We start from the raw sequence: 25050 nt of genomic DNA on the forward strand, positions 1-25050 counted from the left end.
TCACCCTGGTGATCGGTGCGAACGATGTCACCAACCCCGCCGCCCGCAACGACCCCTCCAGCCCGATCCACGGGATGCCGATCCTGAATGTGGATCAGTCGAAGTCGGTGATCGTGCTGAAGCGGTCGATGAACTCCGGGTTCGCCGGCATCGACAACCCGCTGTTCTTCGCCGACACCACCTCGATGCTGTTCGGGGATGCGAAGAAGTCGGTCTCCGAGGTCACCGAGGAACTCAAAGCCCTTTGAGTCGCGCTTAGCCCGAACCGTCGTCGTCCGTACGGCGACGGACCGCGAAATACTTATACGCGATCCGATCCGGAGTCCACCACTGCACGGGGCGCCATCATCGCCTCAAGAGCAAGGAAATTTTCAATGCGAGCATGGCAATTCAATTCCACGGAAGATGGTCTCGAGTACGTCGATGTCGATCCGCCGATCCCTGGGCCGGGGGAGGTTCTCATTGATGTCGAGGCAGCCGGAATGTGCCACTCCGATGTCCAGATCGTCAACGGCCATGGGGACGCATGGCTGCGCAAGCGTCCCATCATCCTCGGACATGAGGTAGCCGGTACAGTTCGTGGTCTCGGTGGCGGCGTGAACGATATTGCGATCGGTGATCGGGTCGCGGTTGCGCTGTCGGCCCCCCCGATCGAACGGATGGACTTCGTCAACGGCGTCGGGCTCGGTTTCGACGGAGGATTTGCGGAACAGGCGGTTTCGTCCCGCGTGAACATAGTCGCCATTCCCGAGGGCGTCCCGTTTACCCATGCTGCGGTGGCCATCGACTCCCTCGCCACCGCATATCACGCGGTCGTCTCAGAGGCTGGCGCAGGAGCCGCATCCACGCTCGCGATCATCGGGTTGGGTGGCCTGGGACTAAGCGCCGTTCAGATCGCAAAGGCCCGCGGAGCTACCGTATACGGGGTCGACATCGACAGTTCTGTCTTCGACTCTGCACGCGAGCAGGGCGCCATCGACTGCTTCTCCGATATCCGTGAGGTGCCCGGCTCGGTCGACGCTGTGGTGGACTTCGCCGGGATGGCAAGCACGATCGCCGCTGCCGTGACGGCGGTGAAGCTGGGCGGTCGAGTCGTCGTCGGTTCGGGCCACCCTGAGGTGACGATCGACCTTCAGCTTCTCATCACCAATAACGTCGCGCTCCGCGGATCGCTCGGTGCAAGCATCGATGACCTCGAAGCCGTCCTGGATCTCCTCGCCAAGAAGGAGTTGGTACCCGCCATCGAAGAAGTTTCTTTCGCCGAAATTCCGGACGCGTTGGAACGGCTCGAAGTTGGACAGGTGCGCGGACTCCTAGTGGCCCGCCCCAGAACTTGAAAGATCAGCGCCGGAACCGGTGCGTGCACCGCTCACGAAAACTCCTGCCACACCCACGCTCAGGGATGTCGTGCGCATAACGCCACGCCTCGGTGGTTAACGACTTCACACCGTACGGGTCGATGTCACGTGTGGTTCGAACGCGCCTTGCTCACCTCGCCCCAAAATGCCAGCCTCCCGTGGCGGGCCGCCAGAGCCACCTAGTCATGGCGTCGCTCACTGCACAACCCGGTATCGGCGCCGATTCGCAGCCGCACCCCGCGCCGTGCTATCGACGTTGTCGACGCCAGAGAACGATCACGTCGGCCGCTTCGAAATCGGCCTGTGTGCCGGACTCGTCCGCGATCAACCCGGCGCGGGTTGACATCGGACGAGTGGCTTCGAGCGGTCAAATCCGATTGGCTCGGCAATCCGAGGTTTTCACGCGGCCTCGGCGTTACCCTCGGAGTAGTCAGCGAGGTGTGCTCGGTGTTCTGCTCGAGAATGTCAGTATCGGTATAGGCGATGAATGACGTCGATCCCTTCGCTACCCGACCGGATGTAGCAGGGTCGGTCACCGTGGACTTGGCGGCGGCCGGGTTCCCCGACGCCGCGGAGATCGGGCGTGGGGGGTTCGGTGTCGTGTACCGCTGTCGGCAGACTGCGCTCGATCGCACCGTGGCGGTGAAGGTGCTGACCGGGGACCTCGACGAGGACAGCCGTGCGCGATTTCTGCGTGAGCAGCGGGCCGCGGGCCGTTTGACCGGCCATCCCAACGTCGTCAACGTCCTGCAGGTCGGAGTCACCGAGCACGATCGGCCCTATATCGTCATGCCCTTCTACACCCATGACTCTCTCGATGCCCGCATCCGAAGACGGGGTCCGCTGACACTGGAGGAGGTGCTGCGCGTGGGCGTCAAGATCGCCGGTGCCCTCGAAGCCGCACACGACCTCGGTATCCTCCATCGCGACGTCAAGCCGGCCAATATCTTGCTCACCGATTACGGAGAGCCCGCGTTGACGGACTTCGGTATCGCGCACATTTCGGGCGGATTCGAAACCACCACCGGAGTTGTGACCGGATCGCCGGCCTTCACGGCACCCGAAATCATTGCCGGTGGCGCACCGAGTCCGGCCGCCGATGTGTACGGTCTGGGCGCGACCGTGTTCGCCGCCGTTACCGGGCACGCCGCGTTCGAGCGCCGGAGTGGTGAGCAACTGGTCGCCCAGTTCGTCCGGATCACCACCGCGCCGACGCCGGACCCGCGAGAGCACGGCATCGCCGAAGATGTCAGCACCGTGATCGAGGCCGCGATGGCAAACGATCCTGCCGGTCGCCCATCCGTCGGGGAACTGGGCCGACGGCTGCGGCACCTGCAACACAAGCACGGCTTTCCGGTCGACGACATGGCCGGGCGCACCTTTCACGACGAAACCGACAACAGCGCCTCCAGTCACATACCACCAACGCACCCATCCCACGATGACGAGCCACGAGCCGCGCATCCGGGCCGGACAGGGGCGCTGCCGCTGGAGTTAACCAGCTTCATCGACCGTCGCGAGGAGACGGCGAAGGTCACAAACTTACTCTCGACGGCCCGCATGGTGACCTTGACCGGGATGGGAGGAGTGGGCAAGACCCGACTGGCGCTGCGAGTCGCCGGTCGAACGCAATCGCGCTTCGCTGATGGTGTGTTCCTGATCGAGCTGGGCGAGCTGCGCGACGACTCGCTTCTCGTCAACGTGGTGGCGGATGCGCTGGGGCTACGAGACCGAGCCGCGAGACCACTTCTCGAGGTCCTCACGGAATTCCTCGCCCCGCGCGAGGTACTGCTCGTTCTGGACAACTGCGAGCAGGTGCTCGACGTGGTCGCGAAACTCACCGAAGCGCTGCTCCGCACCAGCCCGGGCCTGCGGATCCTCCTGACCAGCCGAGAGCCGATCGGCATCAGCGGCGAGGTAGCGCTACCGATCGCCCCGCTTGCGGTACCCGACGCCGACCATCTGCCGAGACGGCTGCCCGGAAACGACGCGGTGACATTGTTCGCCGAGCGAGGCGCCGCGGTCCTGCCCGGCTTCGAGGTCACCGACGACAACAAGGTGACCATCGCCCGGATATGCCAGCGCCTCGACGGCCTGCCGTTGGCGATCGAGCTCGCCGCGGCGCGACTTCGGGCGATCTCCCCAGAGGAGATTCTGCAGCGACTCACCGACCGCTACCGGTTCCTGACACGCGGACGCAGAGACGCTCCGTCACGACAACAGACCCTGCGGATGTGCATCGACTGGAGCTACGACCTGTGCACACCCCTGGAACAACTGATGTGGGCTCGCCTGTCCATGTTCGCCGGAAGCTTCGAACTCAGTACGGCCGAGCAGATCTTCGGGCACGACCCAACCGTTGACGATCTCCTCGACACCATCACCTTTCTCGTCGACAAGTCGATACTCATTCGAGAACAGTCGGCTCCGGTCGCTCGGTTCCGGATGCTCGAGACGGTGCGCGACTACGGTCGGGAAAAGGCCCGCGCCGGCACCGACTACTCCGAGCTGCGCACCGGATACAGAAACTGGTACGTGCAGCTGTCCTCGGACGCCGAGGCTGACTGGGTCGGACCGCGGCAACTCGAGTGGCTGACCCGATTGGTCACCGAACTGCCGAATTTACGACAGGCACACGAGTTTTGCCTCTCCGAAGACCCCGAGTCCGGACTTGGCATGGCCGCAGCGCTGTTCCCTCTCTGGTTCTCGCGCGGTTTGTTGACCGAAGGACGGCGCTGGATCGATCGATTATTGGCTCTGTCGCCCCGCACCGCAGGCGTTGACCGCGCCAAAGCAATACTCTGGGCCAGCGTGATGGCAGGAGTGCAGGGCGACCTGCAGGCATCGACGATCCTCATCCACGCGGGACGGGCGCTCGCCGATCGATCGGCCGATCCTCTGCTGCGGGCGCACATCGACCTTGCCGAAGGTTACCGGTCCCTGTACGGCGGCGACGTCGAGTATGCACAAGTCCATTTCGAAGCCGCTCGGCCTGTCTACGCTGCGGAGGCGAGTGCACTTGCCCTCCACATCCTCTTGTTGGAGGGTCTCGGAATCACGTACGAGTTGCTCAATCACACCGAGCGCGCCATCGAATGCTACGAGAGTGCACTCGCGGTCACCGAAGAGCACGGTGAAGCAGTGCATCGGTCATATTTGCTGTGGGCCCTGGCCGTCGTGGTGTGGCGACACGCCAATACCGAACGGGCGAACGAGCTACTCCAACAGGCGCTCCGCGCTGCTCGGAAGGTCAATGAGCGGCTCGTCATCAGCATGTGCCTACAAGCACTCGCGTGGATCGCTGCCGAGGAAGGTGACTTCGAACGAGCCGTGGTGTTGACCTCAGCTGCAGAAAACCTCAGCAATGCCATAGGGAGTTCCCCGATGTTCGTATCCGGGTTGGTCCAGTACCGTGAGAAGTGCGAGCGTGATGCGCGGAAAGCGCTGAGTAAGAGTGCATTTGATCTGGCACGGGGAAAGGGGGGCAAGCTGGGAGTGGCCTCCGCGGTCGCCTACGCACTCGGTGAGCAAAGTCCGGCGTCATCCTCACCGAGCCCGGGACCGGCCGAGCCGACGAAGCGGGAGCGTGAGGTCGCCGAGTTGGTCGCCGAGGGATTGACCAATAGAGAGATAGCGTCCCGCTTGACGATTTCTGTGCGCACCGCGCAGGGGCACATCGAACACCTCCTTGCCAAGTTGGGCTTCACCTCTCGTGCCCAGATCGCTGCATGGGTGGTGGAATCACGGCGAACCATGCCCTGACGCACGGTGTTACGGGGCTCAGTCTCTACAGGCGCGCGATCATCGTGACGTTTGGCCAATCTGACGCCTTCGCACATGGTTTGCAGCCCCGAAACGACTGCCGGTGCGTTCTAGCTCGTGCAGGAGTGTGACCCTCGGCCGGGCCGCCGGAGCGCCGAGCGGATGTCCCAGGGCGACGGCACCCCCGGTTGACGTTGAGCCGTGCCGGGTCGGCCAAGGTGTGTTTCAACCATTGGTGCATCGGATGGACCTGCCCATCCGAGCTCGACCGGTGGGTCGACCACGGGGATGGAGGGTCACACGGGTGTGCGGTTCAGGCCGGGGTCCGGGCTGCCGTAGGCCTCGCGTAGGACGTTTTTGCGGATCTTGTTGCTGGCGTTTCGGGGCAGCTGATCGACCACGATCAGGTCCTTGGGGTGCTTGAACCGGGCCAGGGATGGTCGAAGGAAGGTGACGAGTTCGTCGATACCGAGTCGCATCCCGTCTTGGAGCGCGGCCACGGCCACCGCGACCTCACCCCACCGCTCATCGGCGCGTCCGATGATGGCGATCTCTGCCACGGCTGGATGGTCCATGATCGCGTTCTCGACCTCGGCGCAGTAGATGTTCTCGCCACCGGAGATGATCATGTCCTTTTTGCGGTCGACGATGTAGAAGAAGCCGTCCTCGTCTTGTCGGCCGAGGTCGCCGGAGTGGAGCCATCCTCCGGCGAACACTTCCTCGGAGGCGTCGGGGCGTTGCCAGTAACCGGTCATCACGGTCGGACCTCTGAAGACGATCTCTCCGATCTCGCCGGTGCCGACCTCGTGCATCTGGTCGTCGACGATTTTCACCTCGACCGAGGAGGTCGGGACGCCTACTGATCCGAGTTTGCTCAGGCTGTGGTCACCGTCGAGGTAGCAGGCGAATCCGGTGCTCTCGGTCTGCCCGAACACGGCCACTGTCTCGGCGTGGGGGAATGCCGTCATCATCGACCGCAGCAGGGCGTCGGAGGCGGGAGCTGCTCCCCAGCTCAGAATGCGCAGAGCCAGGTCGCGTGGTCGGTCGAGCTGGACGGCGGTCACGGCCTGCCACTGCGCCGGGACGAGGAAGACCCAGGTTGTTCCTTCATCCTGGAACGTCTGAAGGGTGCGGTCGGGATCGAACTCCCCGAGGGGGTGGATCACCGATGTGCCGCCGAAGTAGAGCTGGGGGAGGACCGAGGCGATGCCGCCGATGTGGAACAAAGGTACGGCGACCGAGACGATGTCGCCGCGCCGGTAGGAGAGCGAATCCATGAAGGCCATGGAGATGGCGTTCAGATTCGCGTGGGTGATCATCGCGCCTTTCGGCCGCCCGGTGGTGCCCGACGTGTACAGGATCAGAGCGACCGACTCATCGGGTACGTCGATGTCCGGCATGTCGCCGGCGGTGTCGGCGAGCACACTTTCGTAGTCGAGCTGCCCCGGCCGGGCTTCGTCGGTGGCGATGACGAACTCGATGCCGTCGGTTTCGGCGGCGACGGTGGTTGCGAGTTCGCACAGGGCCTGATTGGTGATGATCGCCTTCGCGCCTACATCGGTGGCGATGAACACGGCTTCGGCTGGGCTCATCCGGATGTTGACCGGGACGGCGATGGCTCCGGTCGCGGTGATCGCGAGCAGTGCCTCGAGGTACTCGGGGCGGTTGAGCATGGTGATCAGTACGCGATCGCCGTGTCCGATCCCTCGCAGGTGAAGGACCTTTGCGAGGGCGGCGGCCCGTTGGTGCAGGTCCTTCCAGGTGAGGGTTTGTCCGAGGTATCGCAGGGCGGGGCGGTCCGGTGTCATGGAGGCGTGGCGCCGGACCTGGTTGTTCCAGTGGCGTCGGCGGGACAGTGCTTGTTCGGAGGCGGGTACGTGTACTGGTTGAGTGGTCGATGTGCTCATGGCTTCTCCGCAGGGTCGACGGTGGTCGGCGTGAGGTGTTGACGTAGGAAGGACACCTGGTCATCGATGTTCGGTGTTCGCCATGGTTCGACGTAGGCATCGAAGTGTGCGACGGGGTACCGGCTAACTTCTACTTGGCCGCCGCCAGCCCATGGCCATCACGGCACATCGTGAGTTCGAGCGCGAACCGGCCGGGGATCAGCTGTGCGCAGCTAGCAGTTTCAGGTTCCCTGCTTCGCTCCAGTTTCGTCGGTAATTGCTCACCACCTCGACACGCTGCGTCGCAAAGCGATCCACCCACTTGCGCACGAAGTAGCGGAAGGCGTTGGGCCCGGGGCTCGAAGAGAACGCACTGCACGGTGACTCCTCAAGTCTCGGGTCGCTGCGTGAAGGCTGGGATACCGGGCTTGAGGGCGCCTATCGTCATACCGTAGTCTGTATGACAGTGTACCGTATGTTTACAAGGGAAGCGAGCGGCCATGCCCACCGACACGACTGTGGATGACTCAGTACTCATCGAGGAGCGGATCGGCCACGTGTCGGTGCTCACGCTCAATCGACCGACCTCGATGAATGCCATCGATCCGGAGCTGGGCGCGGCGCTGAGCGACGCGTGGGACCGGCTTCAGCGGGACGACGAGACCTGGGTGCTCGTGCTGACGGGTGCGGGGGACCGGGCCTTCTCGGCTGGTGCCGACCTGAAGACACCGGTGCCGGAGCAGTCCTTCGCGGGATCGTTCCTGGGTGGTACCGGACCGCGACCAGTCACCGTGCCGCCCAACTACCTCAAGCCCGTGATCTGCGCCGTCAATGGGCTCGCCTACGGCGCTGGCCTCGAGCTTCTGCTCTCGACCGACATACAGATCGCCACGCCCGAAGCGAGATTCTGCCTCCCCGAGGCCAAGGTGGGATCAATCCCGGGGGCGGGCGGTACGCAGCGCATCGCCCATGCGCTACCGCGGGGTATCGCTCGCCGGATGGCGCTGACCGGCGAGCCCATCGACGCCGACACAGCGCTACGTCTGGGTCTCGTCTCAGAGCTGGTCGCTCGTGAGTCCCTGCGTGAGCGTGCACTCGAGATCGCTGAACGCATCTGCGCGAATGCGCCGCTGGCCGTGCGCGCCATCAAGAAGGCCGTCGAAGCGGCGGATCAGCTCACCCTTGACGACGGGCTGGCCATGGAGCAGCTGCTGTGGGGATCGCTGCGTGACAGCGAGGACCGGCTGGAGGGTCGTACCGCCTTCGCGGAGAAGCGAACTCCGGTCTACCGGGCACGGTGAGGTCGCGCCGGCATATCCCCATTGACGGAGCTTGTATGACGAGATACCGTCATACGAAGTCGCGAGCAAACCCATGCTGAGCGCGATACGAATAGGTGATCGACGCAGCTGAGCGGCGTCGGAAAGGGCGACGATGAGTAGCGCGAGCGACCCCGAGACGGCACGGCGGCTGTATTTCCCCGAGCCCGAAAATGGTCAGGGTCAGACTCTTCACCTTCCCGCGGGAGCCGCCGAGATCAAGCTGAACGCGGATGCGCGGCGGGTGGTGCCGCAGCTCCTCGAGGACTACGGATACGAGCGGGCTTTTATCTTCAGCTCCCGCACGCTCAACCAGAAGACCGATGTCATCGATCGCCTCGCCGCCGCCTTGGGGCCCCGGTTCGTCGCGCGGAGTGACCGTGTCGGCGAGCACGCTCCGGTCAAGAACGTGCTCGCGGCGATCCAGGAGGTCGAAGGGTCCGACGCGGATGTGCTGGTCACGGTCGGCGGCGGTTCGGTGATGGACTTCGGCAAGTTCGTCCAGCTCGGGGTCACGGAAGGTGTGCGGACGCACGACGACCTGCGTGCCCTGCGTATCGACCAGGAGCCGAAGCTGAACCAGCGCCCGACGCTGCGTCAGATCGCCATCCCGACGACCTTCTCGCTGTCGGAGTGGACGGCGGCCGGAACACCGGTGGACGACGAGACCGGCAAGAAGATCATCCTCCGCATCCCTGACGGGGTCGGCCGGGCCATCGTGTACGACCCGTCGATCGTCGCCCACACGCCCCGCCACCTCGCGCTGGTCACCGCGGTACGGGGTCTCGATCACGCCGTCAACAGTGTCCTGTCCACGAGGCCGAACGATCTGTGCATCGACCTATGCCTGCAGGCGATCCGTCAGTTCGCTGCCGGGATTCCGCTGCTCGCCCGTGGTGACGTGGAGACAGCGATCCCTCTGCTGCAACGTGCTTCGTTTTTGGCCGGGATGTGCCAGCTGTCGGTGCCGCACGGCTTCAGTCACTTCATGGTTCACGTCTTCGCGCCGTGGGCACATGTGGGGCACAGCGAGACCGCGTGCGTGATGATGCTGGCCCAGGCACGCTGGCTGCGCGGCCACGACGATCCGAGGATCGAGCAGGTCACCGCGGCGATGGGTCGACCGGGTGATCCCCTGGATGTGATCGTCCGTGACTTACTCGAGGTGTGCGATCTGCCGACGACGGTGCGGGAGCTCGGTGTCGATCCGCAGCGTCTCGACGATGTCGTGCCGCTCGCGTTGGCCCACCCTTACGTGACCTACCACAACCTGCGGCCGATCCGGACCGCTGAGGACATCTCGACGATCCTGGCGAGCGTCGCCGGCTGACCGACGTCGAGCCACCGGGGCAACACCGGGCCGACCGCCATCCTGCTGAGGAGTAACCATGTGGAGCTTTGATACCGATCCCGATTTTCAGGTCGAGATCGACTGGATCGACGAGTTTGTGCGTAACCAGGTCCAGCCACTGGACTACGTACTGGGAAGTCAGTGGGACATCCACGATCCCGAGTTCGTCCGGCTGGTCCGGCCGCTGCAGGCCGAGGTGAAGTCGCGCGGACTGTGGGCGTGCCACCTCGGCCCGGAACTCGGCGGCAAGGGGTACGGCCAGCTCAAGCTCGCACTCATGAACGAGAAGTTCGGCATGTCGCGCTTCGGTCCGATCGTGTTCGGCGCCCAGGCACCGGACACCGGGAACTCCGAGATCCTTGCTCACTACGGCACGCCCGAGCAGAAGAAGCAGTGGCTCGAGCCCCTCCTGGCGAACGACATCGTGTCGTGTTTCGCGATGACCGAGCCGCAGGGCGGGGCGGACCCGCTGGCGATCCGCACCACTGCGGTCCGCGAGGGCGACGAGTGGGTGATCAACGGAGAGAAGTGGTTCGCCAGCGAGGCAGAGCATGCTGCGTTCCACATCTTGATGGTCCGGACCAACCCGGAGGCCGAGGACCCCTATCGCCAGATGTCGATGTTCATCGTGCCGGCAGACACGCCGGGCATCGAGATCCTGCGCAACTACGGGCATTACGGGGAGGCGGCGGACACGCACGCCCATCTGCGCCTGACTGACGTCCGGGTACCTCACGAGAACATGCTGGGTGAGCCCGGCGATGCCTTTGTCGTCGCGCAGGTGCGACTGGGTGGCGGTCGCATGCACCACGCAATGCGCACCTTGGCGCAGGCCACGAGGGCCTTCGAGATGATGTGTGAACGCGTCGTGTCGCGGTCGACCAAGGGCGATCTGCTATCGCGCCAGCAGCTGGTCCAGGAGAAGATCGCGGACAGCTGGATCCAGCTGCGCCAGTTCCGGCTCCTCATCCTCGAGACCGCGTGGCTGGCCGACCAGGGCCACGACTGGCGCGCACTTCGGAAGAATGTCTCGGCGGTCAAGGCGATCATGCCGCAGGTCCTCAACGACATCGCCTCCCGTGCGCTGCACCTGCACGGCTCCCTGGGCATCACGCACGAGATGCCCTTCGCGGAGTGGGTGATCCAGTCGTTCCACGTCGGACTGGCCGATGGTCCCACCGAGGTACACAAGGTCGTCGTGGCACGCGAGGTCCTCAAGGACGTCAAGCCGGAGTCGGAGATGTTCCCCGACTACATGCGCCACGTCCTCACCGATCGGGCCCGGGCGCAGCTGGGGTCCCCGCTCGATGAGGGCGGGCGGGTCGACAGGTCCGCGGCCGCCCGTTCGTAGTTTGTCATACAACAGACCACAGGAGTCGTCGCCGGCCCAAGGCGGCACTTCTCCAGATATCCCTTCACCGAAAGGTCGACGACCCGTGACTGCTGAAAGTCAGCTCGAACTGCAATCGACGGGCGTCCCCGGCGCACGTTGCAACGACTGCGGACACCTCTCCCACCCGAGGCCGCGCCATTGCGCGCAGTGCCTCGGGGACGCCTTCACCGACGAGACCGTCCCGGGTGATGGCGTGGTGTACTCCGTCACTGTGGTGCGCTCGGGACGCAACGATCGGCCGCTTCCGTACGGGTTGGCTCACGTCGACCTGGCCGTCGGCCTCCGGGTGATGGCGGGTTTCGATGCTGTCAGCGGCGACGTCCTGGAGCCCGGCACCCCTGTCGTCGTCGGCCAGGTCGGTCTGACGGAGGCCGGCCTTCCCCTGCTGCAGATCGCGGCGCCGGGACCTCGTCCGCTTGCGGGCGCCTCGGGCGCACCCGCGTAGATCCGCACGTCCACCACAAGGCACAAGGAGTCTTCTGATGCCGGTTCCTGTCATTGCAGGCGCACACACCATTCCCTTCGTCAAGGAGTCGACGCATGTCGTCGACCTCGGCGCCGACGCCGTTCGCGGCCTGCTCCGTTCCACCGGGATCGACCGTGAGGCCGTCGACACGGTCATCTCGGCCGGCGTTGCCGGGGGAGCGCTGCTCGGCCAGCGCATCCTGTCCCGCCTGTCGATGACCGGACTGCCTGTGTTCAACATCGAGAACGCCTGCGCGTCTGGCGCCTCGGCGGCCCACCTCGCCATCGGCATGGTGGCATCGGGACAGGCGCGCATCGTCGTCGTCGTCGCGACCGAACGGCTGTCGGCACTCGGCGGTGGGGCACTCAAGCTCGACCCCACCGACATCGAGGCAGCGCAGGGCGCAATCATGCCGGCCCACTATGCGTTGCGTGCGAACCGCTACCTGTGGGAGAACGGGCTGAAGCCGGAGGACCTGGCGGGCGTGTCCGTCAAGAACCGACGCAACGGGGCGCTCAACCCGATCGCTCGCTTCCAGGCCGCCGTCACGCTGGAGGAGGTACTGAACTCCAAGCCGATCGCCGACCCGCTGACCCTGCTCCAATGCTCGCCCAACAGCGATGGATCGAGTGCCGTCCTCATCTGCTCGGAGGAGGCAGCGTCGGAACTCGGTCTCGACGCGGTCGGCATCAAGGCCTCGGTGATCACCTCGGGCAAGTACAGCGACGCTCCCCGCGACCTCACGATGCCCGACGTGACGCTCCGGGCGATCCAGCAGGCCTATGCCCAGGCCGGAATCGGTCCGAAGGACCTGGACCTCGCCGAGGTGCACGACGCCTTCAGCATCGCCGAGGTTCTCTACTACGAGGCACTGGGCCTCTGCGAGCGCGGCCAAGGCGCCCGCTACCTCGCGGAGGGTCGCGCTGACATCGACGGCGACTGCGCGGTGAATCCGAGTGGGGGGCTCATCTCGCGAGGACATCCGGTCGGAGCCACCGGTGTTGCGCAACTCGGTGAGGCGTACGAGCAGCTCACCGGCCGCGCCGGGGCCCGTCAGGTCCCCGGGGCGTCGGTGGCCCTCACGCATGTCACGGGCGGCGGCATCGCCGGCGTCGACAACGGTGCGTGCGGCGTCCACGTCCTGGCTGTATGAGTGACGAGAGGAGAACGAAAGCGATGAACTCCATCGGTATCTCGTTCGTGGTGGGCGACCACGAGGCCCTGGCTGCGATCAGCGCAGAGCTACAGGGTCGGGGCGACGACGTCGTGCGGCTCGAGGGCCGCCGCTCGTCCGAGCACAGCGAGGCTCTCGAGGCCGAGCTCGCTCGGGGCCGGGCGATCCGGGCCGTCGTCATCGGCTACGACGGCACCCCTCCCGAGGGCTCCGCCGCACAGGCGCTGGCCTTCCTCCGCGCCGCGACCCCCGGGTTCCCCCGCGGTGAGGGCCGCGTGGCACTGGTCGCCGGCCGTGACTTCCTGGGCTGGCCGGGTCGCACCGAGCGTGCCATCGACCTGGCGGGCCTGGTCGGTCTGGGGCGGAGTCTTGCGCTCGACCTCGGGCCGCTGGGCGTGAACGTCAACGTCATCTGCCCGCCCTCGGAGCTGGGACCGGTCGTCGCGACCGAGGATCCGTGGGAGGCACCGCCGCCGCCGCTCACCGGACCGGTGGGTGTCGAGGACGTGGCCTATGCGGTCGCGTTCCTGACGGATCAGGCATCGGGCCACTTCACCGGGCAGGTGCTGCACGTGTCCGGCGGCCTGAGCGTGCTGAGCTCGCTCACCGCCTGACGAGCAGGTCCCAGACCAGACGAGTGAGGAGTCGGAAAATGACGGTTCAGGACGAGGTTGGTTCGATGGTGAGCAAGGACGGCCTGAAGGGGCGCGTCGCGATCGTGACGGGCTCCGGGCGCGGCATCGGCGAGGTCATCGCACGGCGGCTGGCTGCTGACGGTGCGCATGTGGTTGTGTGCGACCTGAATACCGAGCTGGCCGAGAGCGTGGCTGACGAGATCAGCCGCGGCGGTCCGGGTGATGCGTGGGCAACCCGCGCCGACGTCAGCAACCCCGCGTCGGTCCGGGAGCTGGTGCAAGCAACCGTGGACCGCTGGGGGCGTCTCGATTGCTACGTGAACAACGCCGCGATGGCTCAGGACACGGCTCTGCGCAACATCACCCAGGAGTCGTGGGAGCGGGTCACGCAGGTCAACCTCGACGGGGTCTTCTACGGTTGCCAGGCCGCGGCGGCGCAGATGCGCGAGTCCGGCGGCGGACGCATCATCAACATCGCGTCGCGCGCGTGGCTCGGGTGGTGGGGGCAAACGAACTACTCCGCCACCAAGGGCGGGGTGGTCAGCATGACCCGCTCGCTCGCGCTCGAGCTCGCTCGCACGGGAATCACGGTCAACGCTATCGCGCCGGGACTCATCAAGACGCCCGGCGTCGACGAGCTTCCCGAGGAGGTGCTGCGCAACCTGATCGTCGCCCAGCCCAATCGCGAGCTCGGGAGCGCCGAGAACGTCGCTCACCTCGCGCGCTTCCTCGTCGACGACCGGGCGCGTGCGATCACCGGTCAGGTGCTCTACACGTGTGGTGGCAAGAGCCTTTTCGCGATGCCTGCCAAGCGGTGATGGGCAGCGACGCCTGTGACCGTTGACACATGATGTCGGACGGGATACCGTCATACAAACTCCGACTCCGATCCGTGCGGGGCGTCGTCGGCGCCCGGGATCAACGGCTAGCGACTCTTAACCGAAGGACTGATGTGGCGTGACGGCAGCAATGGAATCCACGGCGACCCGCTTCCCGGCTGAATGGGATCGCGACTACGCGATGTACATCGGCGGAGAGTGGATCGAGATCGGCGAGCGTGACACGTTCACGTGTGTCGATCCGTTCGACACCCAGCCCTGGGGGCGGGTGCCCGTGGCGACCGTGGAGGATGTCGACCGTGCCGTGGCCGCTGCCCGGCACGCCTTCGACGAGGGTGGCTGGCCCCAGACGCCGGCTGCGACGCGCGCGGCGATGCTGCGCAAGCTGGCCGATCTGATCGAGGCCCATGCCGAGGAGCTGGCCCATCTCCAGATCCACGAGAACGGCAAGCTCGTCGGCGAGATGGTGGGCGGCTCGTACGCGATGGCCGGCCACGCCCGGTTCGTCGCGGGTCTCGCCGAGACGATGGGTGGCACCACAGTCCAGGGCGTGCCGGGGCACACCGTCTACAACGTCCGCGAGCCGGTCGGGGTCGTGGCCGCCATCACGCCCTGGAACTCTCCGCTCATGCTGCTGTCCTGGAAGCTCTTCCCGGCCCTCGCCGCGGGATGCACCATCGTCATCAAGCCATCCGAGGTGACGCCCACCTCCACCCTTCGCCTTGCGGAGCTGTGCGAGCAGGCGGGCTACCCGGCCGGTGTCGTCAATGTCGTCACCGGGTTCGGTCAGCCCACCGGCGCAGCGCTCGCGTCCCATCCGGACGTCGACAAAATCGGCTTCACCGGCTCGACCGCCGCGGGGAAGGCCATGCTGACCGCGGCCGGGCCGCGCATCGGGCGCGTCACCCTCGAGCTCGGAGGGAAGTCACCCAACATCATCTTCCGCGACGCAGACCTGGAGAACGCGGTCCACGGCGTGATGGCCGGAGTCTTCGCGGCAACGGGGCAGACGTGCATGGCAGGATCCCGCGTCCTGGTCGAGGACGAGGTCTACGACGACTTCGTCGCCCGCCTCACCGAGGCGGCGTCGGCCCTGAAGCTCGGGGACCCGCTCGATCCGACCGTCGAGGTGGGCCCCGTCGCCTGTCGCAACCAGCTCGATCGCGTGCTGGAGTACATCCAGATCGGGCAGGACGAAGGTGCCGTCGTGACCGCCGGAGGAGTGCGCGAGACCACCCCGGAGACGGCGCGAGGTTTGTTCGTCCGTCCCACCGTCTTCTCCGGGGTCGACAACCAGTCGCGCCTCGCCCAGGAGGAGATCTTCGGCCCCGTGGCGAGCCTCGTGCGCTTCAGTGGCGAGGACGAGGCCGCGAGACTGGCCAACGACGTCGACTTCGGCCTCGCGGCCGCTGTGTGGACCTCCGACGTCGCTCGCGCCCACCGCATGGTCAAGCGCCTGAGGGCAGGGACCGTGTGGGTCAACACCTATCGCGTCGTCCACTACGCAACGCCCTTCGGAGGCTTCAAGCAGAGCGGGCTCGGGCGCGAGCTCGGCGTGGACGCACTCGACGCCTACACCGAGGTCAAGTCCGTCTTCATCGACGAGGGCAATCGGCAGGCCTTCGGGCGCCGGTGATGCGGCGGACGAGTGCGCGGGTGCAGCTCCCGGCTGTCCGCCGGGAGGCAGCCCTCCCTGGCTGAGGACCGAGCGGGCTCGTCTTCCGGACGGTCGGCGTGCGAGGAGCAGCGCACCCTCGTACTGATGGAGGATGCGTGGCGCATGCCATCGTGACGCTCAACCGACCGGACAAGCGCAACGCCATGAACGCCGCTGACCAGCGGCGACTGCTGGAGGTCCTCGCGGCAACGACCGCAAAGGCGATCGTCCTGACCGGCTCGGGCTCCGCCCTCTGTGCTGGGATCGATCTGCCCGAGGCGAGGAACGCGCCTGGCCCGGCCAGCAGGCCGAGCCAGGCGCCCCTGACGTGTGGACCCAGTGCCAGGCGCCCATTCGGGCCCCACCCGGCGATGTTCATCGTCGCCGTCAACGGCTTCGTACTGGGCGGCAGGTCGACGCTCGAGCAACAAGTGCGAGCCGGCAGTGGCCGGCGGAGTCGGCAACGATCGGCGTTCCGGAGATGGCGCTCGGTGCCTGGCGCATCCAGGCGGGCCCGGCCATGCCGAAGCAGGTGCTGCCTAAGCATGCCGCCGAAATGGTCTTCCTGGCCCAGCGGATCGATGCTCCGACCGCTCACCGATTCGGGCTCGTGAATGAGGTCGTCCCTGACGGCTTGCTGCTCGACCGGGCGTGTGCACTGGCAACGCGCATCGCGGGTTCGACGCCGTGGCACCCGCCAGGGGAAAGAAGGCCTACCAGCGGATTCAGGCCCTCGACTGGGATGACGCGCAGGACTACCCGGTCTATACCAGTGCCGTCATCGCCGCCGAGCAGGGGGCGTCGGCTGGTCACGGCCCGGACCTTCTTCACCGCCGGCCATCGAGCCTACGGACAGGACGACTGAGCGGCTGCGAACTGGCTCTGGGATGGGCGCTCTCCGACGTCGACCATCGCGCAGAGCAGTCCTCACGCCGGCTCGCGGCGGATCCAGTTTCCCGGAGAAGCAGTTGACGACAGATGGTCTACGGGATACCGTCATACAAAGTGACGGCCATCACGGCCCAATGAAACAGGAAGGCAAGCGACGATGAGTGATCTGACCGATGCGGTAGTCGTAGTGACCGGCGGTGCCACCGGTGTCGGTCTCGCGCTGGCGCGCGAGGCGGTCAACCGTGGCGCGAAGGTCATGCTCGCTGACATCGACGACGCCAAGGCCGCGGTCGACGAGCTCCGCGAGGCCGGCGGTGATGTCGATTCCACGGTGGCCGACGTCTCGAACGTCGAGGACGTGCGACGGCTGGCGAAGGAGACCGTCGACCGGTTCGGTGAGGTCAATGTGGTGTGCAACAACGCGGCCTTCGCTGTGCTGGGCTCGCTGCAGGAGATTGACCCCGAGGCCGCCAGCCGCTCGGTGCGAGTCAACGTCGAGGGTGGGGTCAACATCGTCCACGTCTTCGCGCCGCTCCTGCACGACGCGGCGGCGGCCGGCCGGCCGGCGTACCTGCTCAACACCGGCTCCGAGCACTCGCTCGGCGTTCCCCCGCATGTCGCCCCGTTCAGTGTCTACACCATCACCAAGTTCGCGACCCTCGGTCTGACCCTCACAGCACACCGCGATCTGGAGCCCTGGGGCATCGGCGTTTCGATGCTGGCGCCGGGATGGACGTTGACCGAGAATGTGCGCGCCTTCGTGGAGGCTGACCCCGAGGCAGCGCAGGCGATCGTCCCCTTCGCTCAGGAGTCGTCGGTCGTCGCATCGAAGGCGTTCGACGGCCTACTCGCCGGCACTCGTGTCATCGCGACGAACCCCTTCAGTCGGGCGTTCGCAATGGAGCACGCCCGTGCGCTCATGGTCGACGTGCAGGAGCTGCCTGTCGTCGAAGCCCCTGGCGAGCACGCCCACGACGGCACCGGCGACGCCGAGTCATGCCCCTTCCTGGGCGGCCGCTGACAGGCGCCCGACGGCGCCGACACCCCCGCAAGTTTCGCAGCAAAGGAATGTGACGTTATGGGTCGTGTGGTTTTCATCCGCGCGGACGGAGTCAAGACGGACACCACCGCCGAGAATGGCCAGTCGCTGATGCAGGTGGCGCGCGCCAACCTGGTGCCGGGGATTGTGGCGGAGTGCGGTGGCGAGCTCTCGTGTGCAACCTGCCACGTGTTCGTGGACGAACAGTGGGTCTCGCTCCTGCCGCCGAAGTCGGAGGAGGAGGAGGACATGCTCGAGGTTGCCGCGGCAGAACCGACCGAGTGCAGCCGGCTCTCGTGCCAGGTGAAGTTCTCGCCCGACCTCGACGGCATCGTGGTGACCGTCCCGGCCGTGCAGTAGAGGAGATCGAGCATGGAACTGCCGAACATCGAATCCGCGGGCGCCGACGATCGGGTGGTGATCGTTGGTGGCGGCCAAGCGGGTGCCGAGTGCGCCGCTACCTTGCGAATGCTCGGCTTCGCCGGCCCGATCACGATCCTTTCCGAGGAGCCGACCCACCCCTACAGCAGACCGCCGCTATCCAAGGGCTACTTGCTGGGTGACGTGACGTCGACCGATCTCTACATCCGCCCACCGGCGACCTACGAGGACCAGCGGGTGGAGGTCAGGCTCGCGACGCGGGCAACTGGGATCGACCGCGACACGCAAACCGTCCGCACCGACGGGCCCGATGGTGACGACGACGTGTCGTATGACTGGCTCGTCCTGGCGACGGGCGGTCGAGCGCGGCTGCTCCCGGACGCGCGGGCGCACGCCGCGCCCAATGTCCACACGCTTCGCCGGCTCGCCGATATCGACGAGATGCGTGCGCAGTTCACCCCTGGAGCGCGGCTCGCCGTCCTCGGCGGGGGGTACGTCGGGCTCGAGGTGGCCGCGGTCGCCCGAAAGTCTGGTCTTGACGTGACCGTCGTCGAGGCGGGCCCGCGGGTCCTCGCACGAGTGACCCTGCCCGTCGTGAGCGACTTCTACGAACGGATTCACAAGGAGCAAGGCGTCGACATCCGGACCTGTCGCTTCGTGGACTCGGTGGAGGTCGGCGCGGACGGCCGGGCGGTGGCCGTGAAGCTGTCCGACGGGGTGACGCTGCCGATCGATTTGGTCGTCGTCGGGATCGGCATGGAAGCGAACGACGAGCTGGCTCACGACGCGGGGCTCGCAGTCGACGGAGGCGTGGTGGTCGACGAGTTCTGTCGCACGGAGGACCCCCGCATCCTCGCTGTCGGCGACTGTACGAGGCACCCCTGTGCCCAAAACGGCGGATTGCGGCGGGTCGAGTCCGTCCCCAACGCGCTGGAGCAGGCAAAGGTCGTCGCCGCCGCCCTCACCGGCAATGCGCGGCCCTACGACGCCATCCCGTGGTTCTGGTCCGACCAGTACGACGTGAAGCTGCAGGTGGTGGGGCTTTGTCCGAGCCATGACGAGATCATTGTCCGCGGAAGCGCGGACGAAGGCCGGAGCTTCAGCCTCTTCTACCTCAAAGACGGCGCCATCCGCGCCGCCGACGTCGTCAACAACCCTCGGGACTTCATGGTCGCGAAGAAGCTGGTGGCGATGCAAGCCGAGGTGGACACGTCGCGACTGGCCGATCCGGCCACGCCCCTGAAGGAACTGCTCGTAGCCGCGACCGCAGAGGCACCCGGCAACGGGAGTCGTGATGGGTGAGGTCCCCAAACTCGTGGTCGTCGAGATCACGCGATCGGTCGCGGGCGCGGCATGCGGTCGGCTGTTCGCGGCGCTAGGCCACGACGTGACGATGTGTGAGACGCGCGAAGGCCACGCGCTGCGACGCCGCGCGCTGACCTTTGCAGCGCTGGCCGCAGGCAAGCAGAGCGCCGTCGTCGAACCCCACCAGTGGTGCGACCGGCTCGCCTCCGCCGACGTCCTCCTGGTCGATCTGCCACCGAGCGAGGCTCGGTCCCTCGGGCTCGACGCAGAGACGCTCACACGCCGATATCCGGCTCTGGTCACCGTCTCGATAACCACCTTCAACCCCCACGGACACCTCGCCGAGCTGGAGGGTGACAGTCTGCTCGCCGAGGCCGAGGGCGGCCTCGCCCACATGATCGGAGAGCCGGCGCGGCCTCCGCTGACCCTCGGCGGTGAGCAAGCGGCGTACGCTGCTGCCTTCGTCGGTCTCTTCGGCGCCTCGCTCGCGCTGCGCCGCCGCGCAACGAGTGGCGACGGGGACCTGATCGAAGTGACGATGAGCGACGTCGCGGCGTACATGGACTGGAAGAGCGACGTCACCTTCGACCTGACCGGGGTCGTGCCTCATCGCACGGGCGCCTCCCGGGGTGCGTGGCGCGTGGTCGAGGCCAAAGACGGCTGGGTCGGCGTGATCTTCCTGCCGGAGCAGTGGCCGGCAGTGGTGAAACTGCTAGGCGACGAGCGCTTGAGGGATCCCGAGCTGATCAACCCCGCCATCCGGCTGGAGCGGTCGGAGGAGCTGTGGCTGATCATCGCGGACGCCATCCGTCAGCGCGAGGCCCACGAGGTCTTTGTCTCCGCACAGAATCTCGGCCTGCCCTTCGGCTACGCGGCGGCTGCCGCGGACCTGATCGACTCCGAACAGTTCCATGAGAGAGGCTTCATCCTGCCCTGCGACCAGCGGCGTCCCGACGCTCCGGTTGTTTCCTTCCCGCTTCCTGGGCAACGGACTGAGGGAGTCGAACCCGCGCCGCAGTTGGATGAGCACGGGGCCCTGGCGCCGCGTACCCCCTCGAGTGACGAGAACAGATCGGGCACGGTCTCGGGTGCCCCGCTCGATGGTGTGGTCGTGCTCGATTTCGGGACGATCACCGCGGGCGCGGCGACGACCCGCCTCCTGGCCGAATACGGCGCGACGGTCATCAAGATCGAGTCCGAGGAACGCCCAGACCGTTTCCGCCGGTGGGTCATGCCTGGATCGGACACCTCCGAGAGGCCCGAATCCTCGCCGATGTTCCGCTCGAACAACGCCGGGAAGACGGGGATCTGCATAGACCTCAAGAGCACGGCAGGACGAGCGGCGGTGCACGAGCTCATTCGACGCGCCGATATTCTCGTCGAGAACTTCCGGGCGGGCGTGACGGAACGCTTGGGGATCGATCCGGCAACGGCGCGTGAATTAAATCCTGACCTCGTCTACGTCTCACTGTCGAGTCAAGGCAGCGCGGGTCCGGAGTCGGGCTATGCCTCGTACGGTTCGACTCTCGATCTCCTGTCCGGTCTGGCCAGCGCGACGGGCTACGCCGACTCGAGCCCGCTGTGGTCATCGGGTGATGTCAACTACCCGGATCAGGTCGTCGCCCTCGCCGGGGCGGCGTTCGCTGCCCACGCAGTGGCGACCCGCCGCCCGGGAGCATGGCTGGACATCTCCCAGCGGGAGCTCGTCGCGTGGACCCTCGCCGACCAGCTCGCCGCCTTCGTCTGGGACGACGTGCCGATGGAGCGAACCGGCAACCGCCGATCGCACGCGACGCCGCACGACGTCTATCCGGCAGCGAACGGCGAGTGGCTCGCGATCGCCTGCTCGACCAGCGAGCACCGCCGCGCGCTGGCCCAGGTCGTGCCGGGCCTCGTCGGCGAGGCCGACGACACCTGGTGGCGGGCCCAGCAAGACGTCGTCGACCAATTGATCACGGACTGGTCGTCGTCACGGAACCGCCAGGAGGCGGCGGCCGAACTGCGGGCCGCGGGGGTCCCAGCGGTGGCGGTCAACACGGCAGCCGACCGCGCCCAGCAACCCCATCGCGAGCAGCGCGGCCTGGTATTGCGAAGTACCGAGGGCGAATGGCTCAAGGGTTTCCCGATGGTGATGCGCCGGTTCACCCCCGCGGCACCGGGTCCTGCCCCGCAGCTGGACACGGACATCTCGGGCACATCCGACCCGCGATTCCGGCAGGTCATTCGGCTGATCGACACCTATTCATCCAAAACGAGTCTCCGCGAAGGACGCGCATGACACTGCCCAACACCATGAAGCAGTGGGTTTATGCGCAACCCATGATCAACAGCAAGGTGTCACCGGAACAGTTTGCGCTGGTGGAGACGCCGATGCCGCAACCAGCCGAAGGCGAAGCTCTGGTGCAGGTGAAGGTCATGGGAATCCACCCACGGGTCCGGATCAGCATGGCCCCCGGCGGGACCCTCCAACTCGGCCAGTCCGAGACCGACTTTGCCTGTGCAGTGGTGGTGCAATCCCGCAATCCGCTCCTGCAGGAGGGTGACGTTATCGCATGTCAAACCGGATGGCAGGACTACGCGCTGGTGAGTAGCGCGTCAGGCCCGGTGGGCTATGCGCCCCCTTCAGCATCGGTCAAGGAGTTGAACGGCACGAACTCACAATGGACCTACGTGTACCGGCCATGGCTCGTCACCCAATTTCCAGCGGAGGACCTCATCGGTCTGATGGGTACTACCGGACTGACCGCCTACTTCGGTATGCGGGAGGTCGGACCACTGATGCCAGGGGACGCCGTGGCAGCCGCCGCAGTGACCGGCGCAACCGGTTCGATCAGCGCACAGCTCGCCAAGGCCGCAGGATGCTACGTGGTGGGATTCGCCGGAGGCTCGGACAAGTGCAGATGGGCGGTCGAGGAGCTAGGCCTCGACCACTGCATCGACTACCGATCGCCCGACCTCGGTGAACAGGTTCGGCAGGCCTTCCCCGACGGCGTCGACGTCTTCTCCGACGGCGTCGGGGGGCCCGTCACCGATGAAGTCTTCACGGTGATGAATCGATACGGACGGGTACTTTCGTATGGATTCTCACACGACATCTACGCTGACGAGGTCACCGCCAGACCGAAACGGTCCCCGAATGCCAGTCCCGAGATCTACCGGGCTCGGCTACGACGCACCTTCGGCATCACGGATGACCTCGAACGTATAGTGCAGGAAAAGCAACTGAAGGTCGAGGCGTGGATCGTCAGCGACTACTACTACGATCGCCTGCAGGCAGAGAACGACCTCGCTCGCCTGGTCGACACCGGCCGCCTCACGCCGGTAAACACCGTGTTCGAGGGATTCGACAACCTTCCCCAGGCGATCACATCGATGTTCACCGGGTCCCGCTACGGAAAGTTGTCGGTGCGCTTCTCCTGATGCCAGCGCTGTACTTTCAAGCACTTGCGACCAAGCGGCTGCGTGATCACGCGCTGAAATGTCCGCACGAGCGTGCGGCAACCTAGCCACGCCTGGTAAGAGTCCAATTGCCGATCCCGAGAGTACGCAAGGGTTTCGCTCTCATCCATCGATCCTCGAGCACCACCGACGGATCGATCAGGTGCTGTACGCGGTGATGATGGAGGCGTGCGTACACGGAGTTTCCACCCGCAGCGTGGACGACCTGGTAGCAGCTCTGGGAATCGGTTCGGGACTTCCAAGTCCGAGGTTTCGCGGATCGTTCGACACGAGCTCCTGCATGTGCGCGACACCTCCTCGCAGGTGATCTCGATTGCGGTCGTGGTCGCCGTGGGGATCACCGCCGAGGGTGCACTGAGGGTCTGCCCCCGCACGCGGGTGGACTCCTTGTCGGTGACGATCCGATTGATGTGGCCGATGCCGTGGACAGCAAAGAACACCCGGGCTCCGATGCATGAATTCGATTGCCGCGGGAGCTTTTTCATCGGTCACAGCCCTCGGTGAAGGCCTGGTGGGAAACCCGTCGACGGCCGAGCTGCACGCTCCTGCGATGCACGCCGGACCCGCTGGACAGAAGCTGCCGAACGCGCGGCAGTGCTGGCCAGGCCCGACTGGCGCATACCGAACGGTGCGGGACCGTAGGCATCCCGAAGATCCTGGATTTTGCCCATCGACGCGTAGATCAACAAACCGGCCGAGATGGAGCAGGCAGAGCCGAAGGCCGAGCACGCCGCGGCATAACCCCGTTGGACTCTCAAATACCTCGACAGAGTCGGCTTCGAGGATGACGGTTAATGCGGTTTACCCCCGTCGGGGACCGTATGAGGCATACCGGATCTCGTCGATCGTGGACGCCGTTCGCCACCCCTCAGGGCACTACCACTGTCAGCATATCGACAACGCATGCCGGCTTGTCGCCACCGTCTCGATCGATCGTCACGCGGGTCGCGACTTGGTAGCCCATTGCGTTCGGCTTGACCATCGTCAGCTCGACGCCCGCGCGGATCCGGGATCCTACTGGCACTGGCGACGGGAAGCGCAGCCTGTCTGCGCCGTAATTGATTCCCATCTGGACGCCGCTGATCTCGTACACCTGCCCAACAAGCATCGGCACCAGGCTCATGGTGAGGTATCCATGGGCGATGGTTGAGCCGAACGGCCCGTGGACTGCCTTCTCTGGGTCGACGTGAATCCATTGATGGTCCCCGGTGGCCTGGGCGAAGGCGTTGATCTGGTCCTGATTGATCGTGTGCCAGTCCGAGTAGCCGAGGTGGGTATTCACGGCCCTCTCGAGTTCAGCGACGCCATGGAAGACCCTCATGCCTGCGGTCCTCCAGCGACGTAAAGTACCTGACCGGAGATGAAGCCGGCTCCCTGGCTGGCGAAGAACGAGACGGCGTGCGCGATGTCAGCGGCTAGACCGCCGCGGCCGACCGGAATGTCTTTGACGATCGCGGCCTTGAAGTCCGCGAAGGAGTAGCCCAGACGGTCGGCGGTGGCCATAGTCATATCGGTTTCGATGAATCCAGGAGCAATCGCGTTGGCGGTGACGCCGAATTTTCCCATTTCGAGCGCGAGAGTCTTGGTAAAGCCCTGCACACCAGCCTTGGCGGCGGAGTAGTTCGCCTGCCCGCGGTTGCCTAGGGCGGAGGTGCTCGACAGGTTGACGATTCGACCCCATCCGGCCGCGGTCATGTAACCCTGGACCGCGCGCGTCATCAGGAACGCTCCGCGCAAGTGCACGTTCAATACCGCGTCCCACTCCTCGGCGGTCATCTTGAACAGTAGATTATCTCGGATAATGCCGGCGTTGTTGACCAGCACGGTCGGTCCGCCGAGTTCGTCGGCGATTCGCTCGACGGCAGAATGGACGGCGGCCTCGTCTGTGACGTCGACGCCGACCGCGGTCCCGCGCCCACCCGTCGTCTCGATCTCACCGACAACTTGCCTGCAGGCGACCTCGTCGACGTCGAGGACCGCGACCGCGAAGCCGTCCGAGGCGAGGCGCTTGGCCACACCGGCGCCGATTCCGCGCCCGGCCCCCGTCACGACAGCGGTCCGGGTCGGGGTGTGAGAAGTCATGTGTTGGCTCCTGTCGAGTGATGGTGAGATCTGAAACTGTTGGAGGCGAGTCG

At 65.9% G+C, this 25050-nt stretch carries 20 protein-coding genes and 3 pseudogenes; 19 read left to right on the forward strand and 4 right to left on the reverse strand.

Going from position 1 to position 25050, the window contains the following annotated elements; all coding sequences use genetic code 11:
* The 3 genes from QM841_RS39015 to QM841_RS39025 form a co-directional block, all read left to right on the forward strand.
* Positions 1–248 (forward strand): NAD(P)(+) transhydrogenase (Re/Si-specific) subunit beta (locus QM841_RS39015; RefSeq protein ID WP_283336158.1); only part of this gene is annotated, 248 nt, incomplete at its 5' end.
* A 126-nt stretch (positions 249–374) separates the two neighbouring features.
* On the forward strand, positions 375–1337 hold the full coding sequence (locus QM841_RS39020; protein WP_283336159.1) for a zinc-binding dehydrogenase: 963 nt from the start codon (positions 375–377) through the stop codon (positions 1335–1337).
* Positions 1338–1841: 504 nt separating this feature from the next.
* On the forward strand, positions 1842–5120 hold the full coding sequence (locus QM841_RS39025; protein WP_283336160.1) for a protein kinase domain-containing protein: 3279 nt from the start codon (positions 1842–1844) through the stop codon (positions 5118–5120).
* Positions 5121–5145: 25 nt separating this feature from the next.
* Here QM841_RS39025 and QM841_RS39030 read toward each other — a convergent pair.
* Both QM841_RS39030 and QM841_RS39035 read right to left on the reverse strand, forming a co-directional pair.
* Positions 5146–5352 (reverse strand): annotated as a pseudogene (locus QM841_RS39030) (acetyl-CoA C-acetyltransferase); the annotation flags it as partial.
* Positions 5353–5416: 64 nt separating this feature from the next.
* Positions 5417–7027 carry a long-chain-fatty-acid--CoA ligase gene (locus QM841_RS39035; protein WP_283336161.1) on the reverse strand — a complete coding sequence of 537 codons (1611 nt, stop codon included), beginning with the start codon at positions 7025–7027 and terminating at the stop codon, positions 5417–5419.
* Between the two features lie 497 nt (positions 7028–7524).
* Between QM841_RS39035 and QM841_RS39040 the strand changes: the two genes are divergently transcribed.
* The 16 genes and pseudogenes from QM841_RS39040 to QM841_RS43675 form a co-directional block, all read left to right on the forward strand.
* The gene (locus QM841_RS39040; protein WP_283336162.1) at positions 7525–8307 is read left to right on the forward strand and encodes an enoyl-CoA hydratase/isomerase family protein; all 783 of its coding nucleotides are present in this window, start codon (positions 7525–7527) and stop codon (positions 8305–8307) included.
* A gap of 133 nt (positions 8308–8440) precedes the next feature.
* Positions 8441–9655 (forward strand): iron-containing alcohol dehydrogenase, encoded by a 1215-nt coding sequence (locus QM841_RS39045; protein ID WP_283336163.1) that lies wholly within the window; start codon positions 8441–8443, stop codon positions 9653–9655.
* A gap of 58 nt (positions 9656–9713) precedes the next feature.
* Entirely contained in the window at positions 9714–11027 is a 1314-nt protein-coding gene (locus tag QM841_RS39050; protein ID WP_283336164.1) for an acyl-CoA dehydrogenase family protein, read from the forward strand.
* A gap of 85 nt (positions 11028–11112) precedes the next feature.
* Positions 11113–11514 carry a Zn-ribbon domain-containing OB-fold protein gene (locus QM841_RS39055; RefSeq protein WP_283336165.1) on the forward strand — a complete coding sequence of 134 codons (402 nt, stop codon included), beginning with the start codon at positions 11113–11115 and terminating at the stop codon, positions 11512–11514.
* A gap of 37 nt (positions 11515–11551) precedes the next feature.
* On the forward strand, positions 11552–12688 hold the full coding sequence (locus tag QM841_RS39060) for a thiolase family protein (RefSeq protein WP_283336166.1): 1137 nt from the start codon (positions 11552–11554) through the stop codon (positions 12686–12688).
* A gap of 23 nt (positions 12689–12711) precedes the next feature.
* On the forward strand, positions 12712–13323 hold the full coding sequence (locus QM841_RS39065) for an SDR family oxidoreductase (protein WP_283336167.1): 612 nt from the start codon (positions 12712–12714) through the stop codon (positions 13321–13323).
* Between the two features lie 38 nt (positions 13324–13361).
* Complete coding sequence (locus tag QM841_RS39070) at positions 13362–14162, forward strand: SDR family oxidoreductase (protein ID WP_283336168.1); 801 nt, start codon at positions 13362–13364, stop codon at positions 14160–14162.
* A gap of 139 nt (positions 14163–14301) precedes the next feature.
* Complete coding sequence (locus tag QM841_RS39075) at positions 14302–15819, forward strand: aldehyde dehydrogenase (protein WP_283336169.1); 1518 nt, start codon at positions 14302–14304, stop codon at positions 15817–15819.
* A gap of 152 nt (positions 15820–15971) precedes the next feature.
* Positions 15972–16238, forward strand: a pseudogene (locus tag QM841_RS43670) (enoyl-CoA hydratase-related protein); the annotation flags it as partial.
* Entirely contained in the window at positions 16169–16705 is a 537-nt protein-coding gene (locus tag QM841_RS39080; protein ID WP_283336170.1) for an enoyl-CoA hydratase/isomerase family protein, read from the forward strand. The pseudogene QM841_RS43670 and the gene QM841_RS39080, both read left to right, overlap by 70 nt.
* 183 nt (positions 16706–16888) lie before the next feature.
* The gene (locus tag QM841_RS39085) at positions 16889–17752 is read left to right on the forward strand and encodes an SDR family NAD(P)-dependent oxidoreductase (RefSeq protein ID WP_283336171.1); all 864 of its coding nucleotides are present in this window, start codon (positions 16889–16891) and stop codon (positions 17750–17752) included.
* A 57-nt stretch (positions 17753–17809) separates the two neighbouring features.
* Positions 17810–18130, forward strand: a complete 321-nt coding sequence (locus QM841_RS39090; protein WP_283336172.1) for a 2Fe-2S iron-sulfur cluster-binding protein — start codon at positions 17810–17812, stop codon at positions 18128–18130.
* A gap of 12 nt (positions 18131–18142) precedes the next feature.
* Entirely contained in the window at positions 18143–19453 is a 1311-nt protein-coding gene (locus QM841_RS39095; protein WP_283336173.1) for an NAD(P)/FAD-dependent oxidoreductase, read from the forward strand.
* A complete protein-coding gene (locus QM841_RS39100; protein WP_283336174.1) occupies positions 19446–21734 on the forward strand; it encodes a CaiB/BaiF CoA-transferase family protein in 2289 nt (762 codons plus the stop codon). The genes QM841_RS39095 and QM841_RS39100 overlap by 8 nt, the downstream gene beginning before the upstream one ends.
* Positions 21731–22876 carry an MDR family NADP-dependent oxidoreductase gene (locus QM841_RS39105; protein ID WP_283336175.1) on the forward strand — a complete coding sequence of 382 codons (1146 nt, stop codon included), beginning with the start codon at positions 21731–21733 and terminating at the stop codon, positions 22874–22876. The genes QM841_RS39100 and QM841_RS39105 overlap by 4 nt, the downstream gene beginning before the upstream one ends.
* A gap of 101 nt (positions 22877–22977) precedes the next feature.
* A pseudogene (locus tag QM841_RS43675) lies at positions 22978–23170 on the forward strand (transposase); the annotation flags it as partial.
* Positions 23171–23783: 613 nt separating this feature from the next.
* On the opposite strand, the gene QM841_RS39115 reads toward QM841_RS43675, so the two are convergent.
* Positions 23784–24236 (reverse strand): MaoC family dehydratase, encoded by a 453-nt coding sequence (locus tag QM841_RS39115; protein ID WP_283336176.1) that lies wholly within the window; start codon positions 24234–24236, stop codon positions 23784–23786.
* A complete protein-coding gene (locus QM841_RS39120) occupies positions 24233–24997 on the reverse strand; it encodes an SDR family oxidoreductase (protein ID WP_283336177.1) in 765 nt (254 codons plus the stop codon). Before QM841_RS39120 ends, QM841_RS39115 begins: the two co-directional genes overlap by 4 nt.
* Between the last annotated feature and the right edge of the window lie 53 nt (positions 24998–25050).

It is taken from the genome of Rhodococcus sp. IEGM 1307 (assembly GCF_030056915.1).
GTDB lineage: Bacteria > Actinomycetota > Actinomycetes > Mycobacteriales > Mycobacteriaceae > Rhodococcus_F > Rhodococcus_F opacus_D.

What these genes read in the sequence shown, in the direction of transcription:
- QM841_RS39095 (WP_283336173.1), top strand. Translation starts at nt 18,143, where the DNA reads ATGGAACTGCCGAACATCGAATCCGCGGGCGCCGACGATCGGGTGGTG.
- QM841_RS39065 (WP_283336167.1), top strand. Translation starts at nt 12,712, where the DNA reads ATGAACTCCATCGGTATCTCGTTCGTGGTGGGCGACCACGAGGCCCTG.
- QM841_RS39025 (WP_283336160.1), top strand. Translation starts at nt 1,842, where the DNA reads ATGAATGACGTCGATCCCTTCGCTACCCGACCGGATGTAGCAGGGTCG.
- QM841_RS39105 (WP_283336175.1), top strand. Translation starts at nt 21,731, where the DNA reads ATGACACTGCCCAACACCATGAAGCAGTGGGTTTATGCGCAACCCATG.
- QM841_RS39100 (WP_283336174.1), top strand. Translation starts at nt 19,446, where the DNA reads ATGGGTGAGGTCCCCAAACTCGTGGTCGTCGAGATCACGCGATCGGTC.
- QM841_RS39045 (WP_283336163.1), top strand. Translation starts at nt 8,441, where the DNA reads ATGAGTAGCGCGAGCGACCCCGAGACGGCACGGCGGCTGTATTTCCCC.
- QM841_RS39050 (WP_283336164.1), top strand. Translation starts at nt 9,714, where the DNA reads ATGTGGAGCTTTGATACCGATCCCGATTTTCAGGTCGAGATCGACTGG.
- QM841_RS39020 (WP_283336159.1), top strand. Translation starts at nt 375, where the DNA reads ATGCGAGCATGGCAATTCAATTCCACGGAAGATGGTCTCGAGTACGTC.
- QM841_RS39060 (WP_283336166.1), top strand. Translation starts at nt 11,552, where the DNA reads ATGCCGGTTCCTGTCATTGCAGGCGCACACACCATTCCCTTCGTCAAG.
- QM841_RS39120 (WP_283336177.1), bottom strand. Translation starts at nt 24,997, where the DNA reads ATGACTTCTCACACCCCGACCCGGACCGCTGTCGTGACGGGGGCCGGG.
- QM841_RS39115 (WP_283336176.1), bottom strand. Translation starts at nt 24,236, where the DNA reads ATGAGGGTCTTCCATGGCGTCGCTGAACTCGAGAGGGCCGTGAATACC.
- QM841_RS39070 (WP_283336168.1), top strand. Translation starts at nt 13,362, where the DNA reads ATGACGGTTCAGGACGAGGTTGGTTCGATGGTGAGCAAGGACGGCCTG.
- QM841_RS39035 (WP_283336161.1), bottom strand. Translation starts at nt 7,027, where the DNA reads ATGAGCACATCGACCACTCAACCAGTACACGTACCCGCCTCCGAACAA.
- QM841_RS39085 (WP_283336171.1), top strand. Translation starts at nt 16,889, where the DNA reads ATGAGTGATCTGACCGATGCGGTAGTCGTAGTGACCGGCGGTGCCACC.
- QM841_RS39090 (WP_283336172.1), top strand. Translation starts at nt 17,810, where the DNA reads ATGGGTCGTGTGGTTTTCATCCGCGCGGACGGAGTCAAGACGGACACC.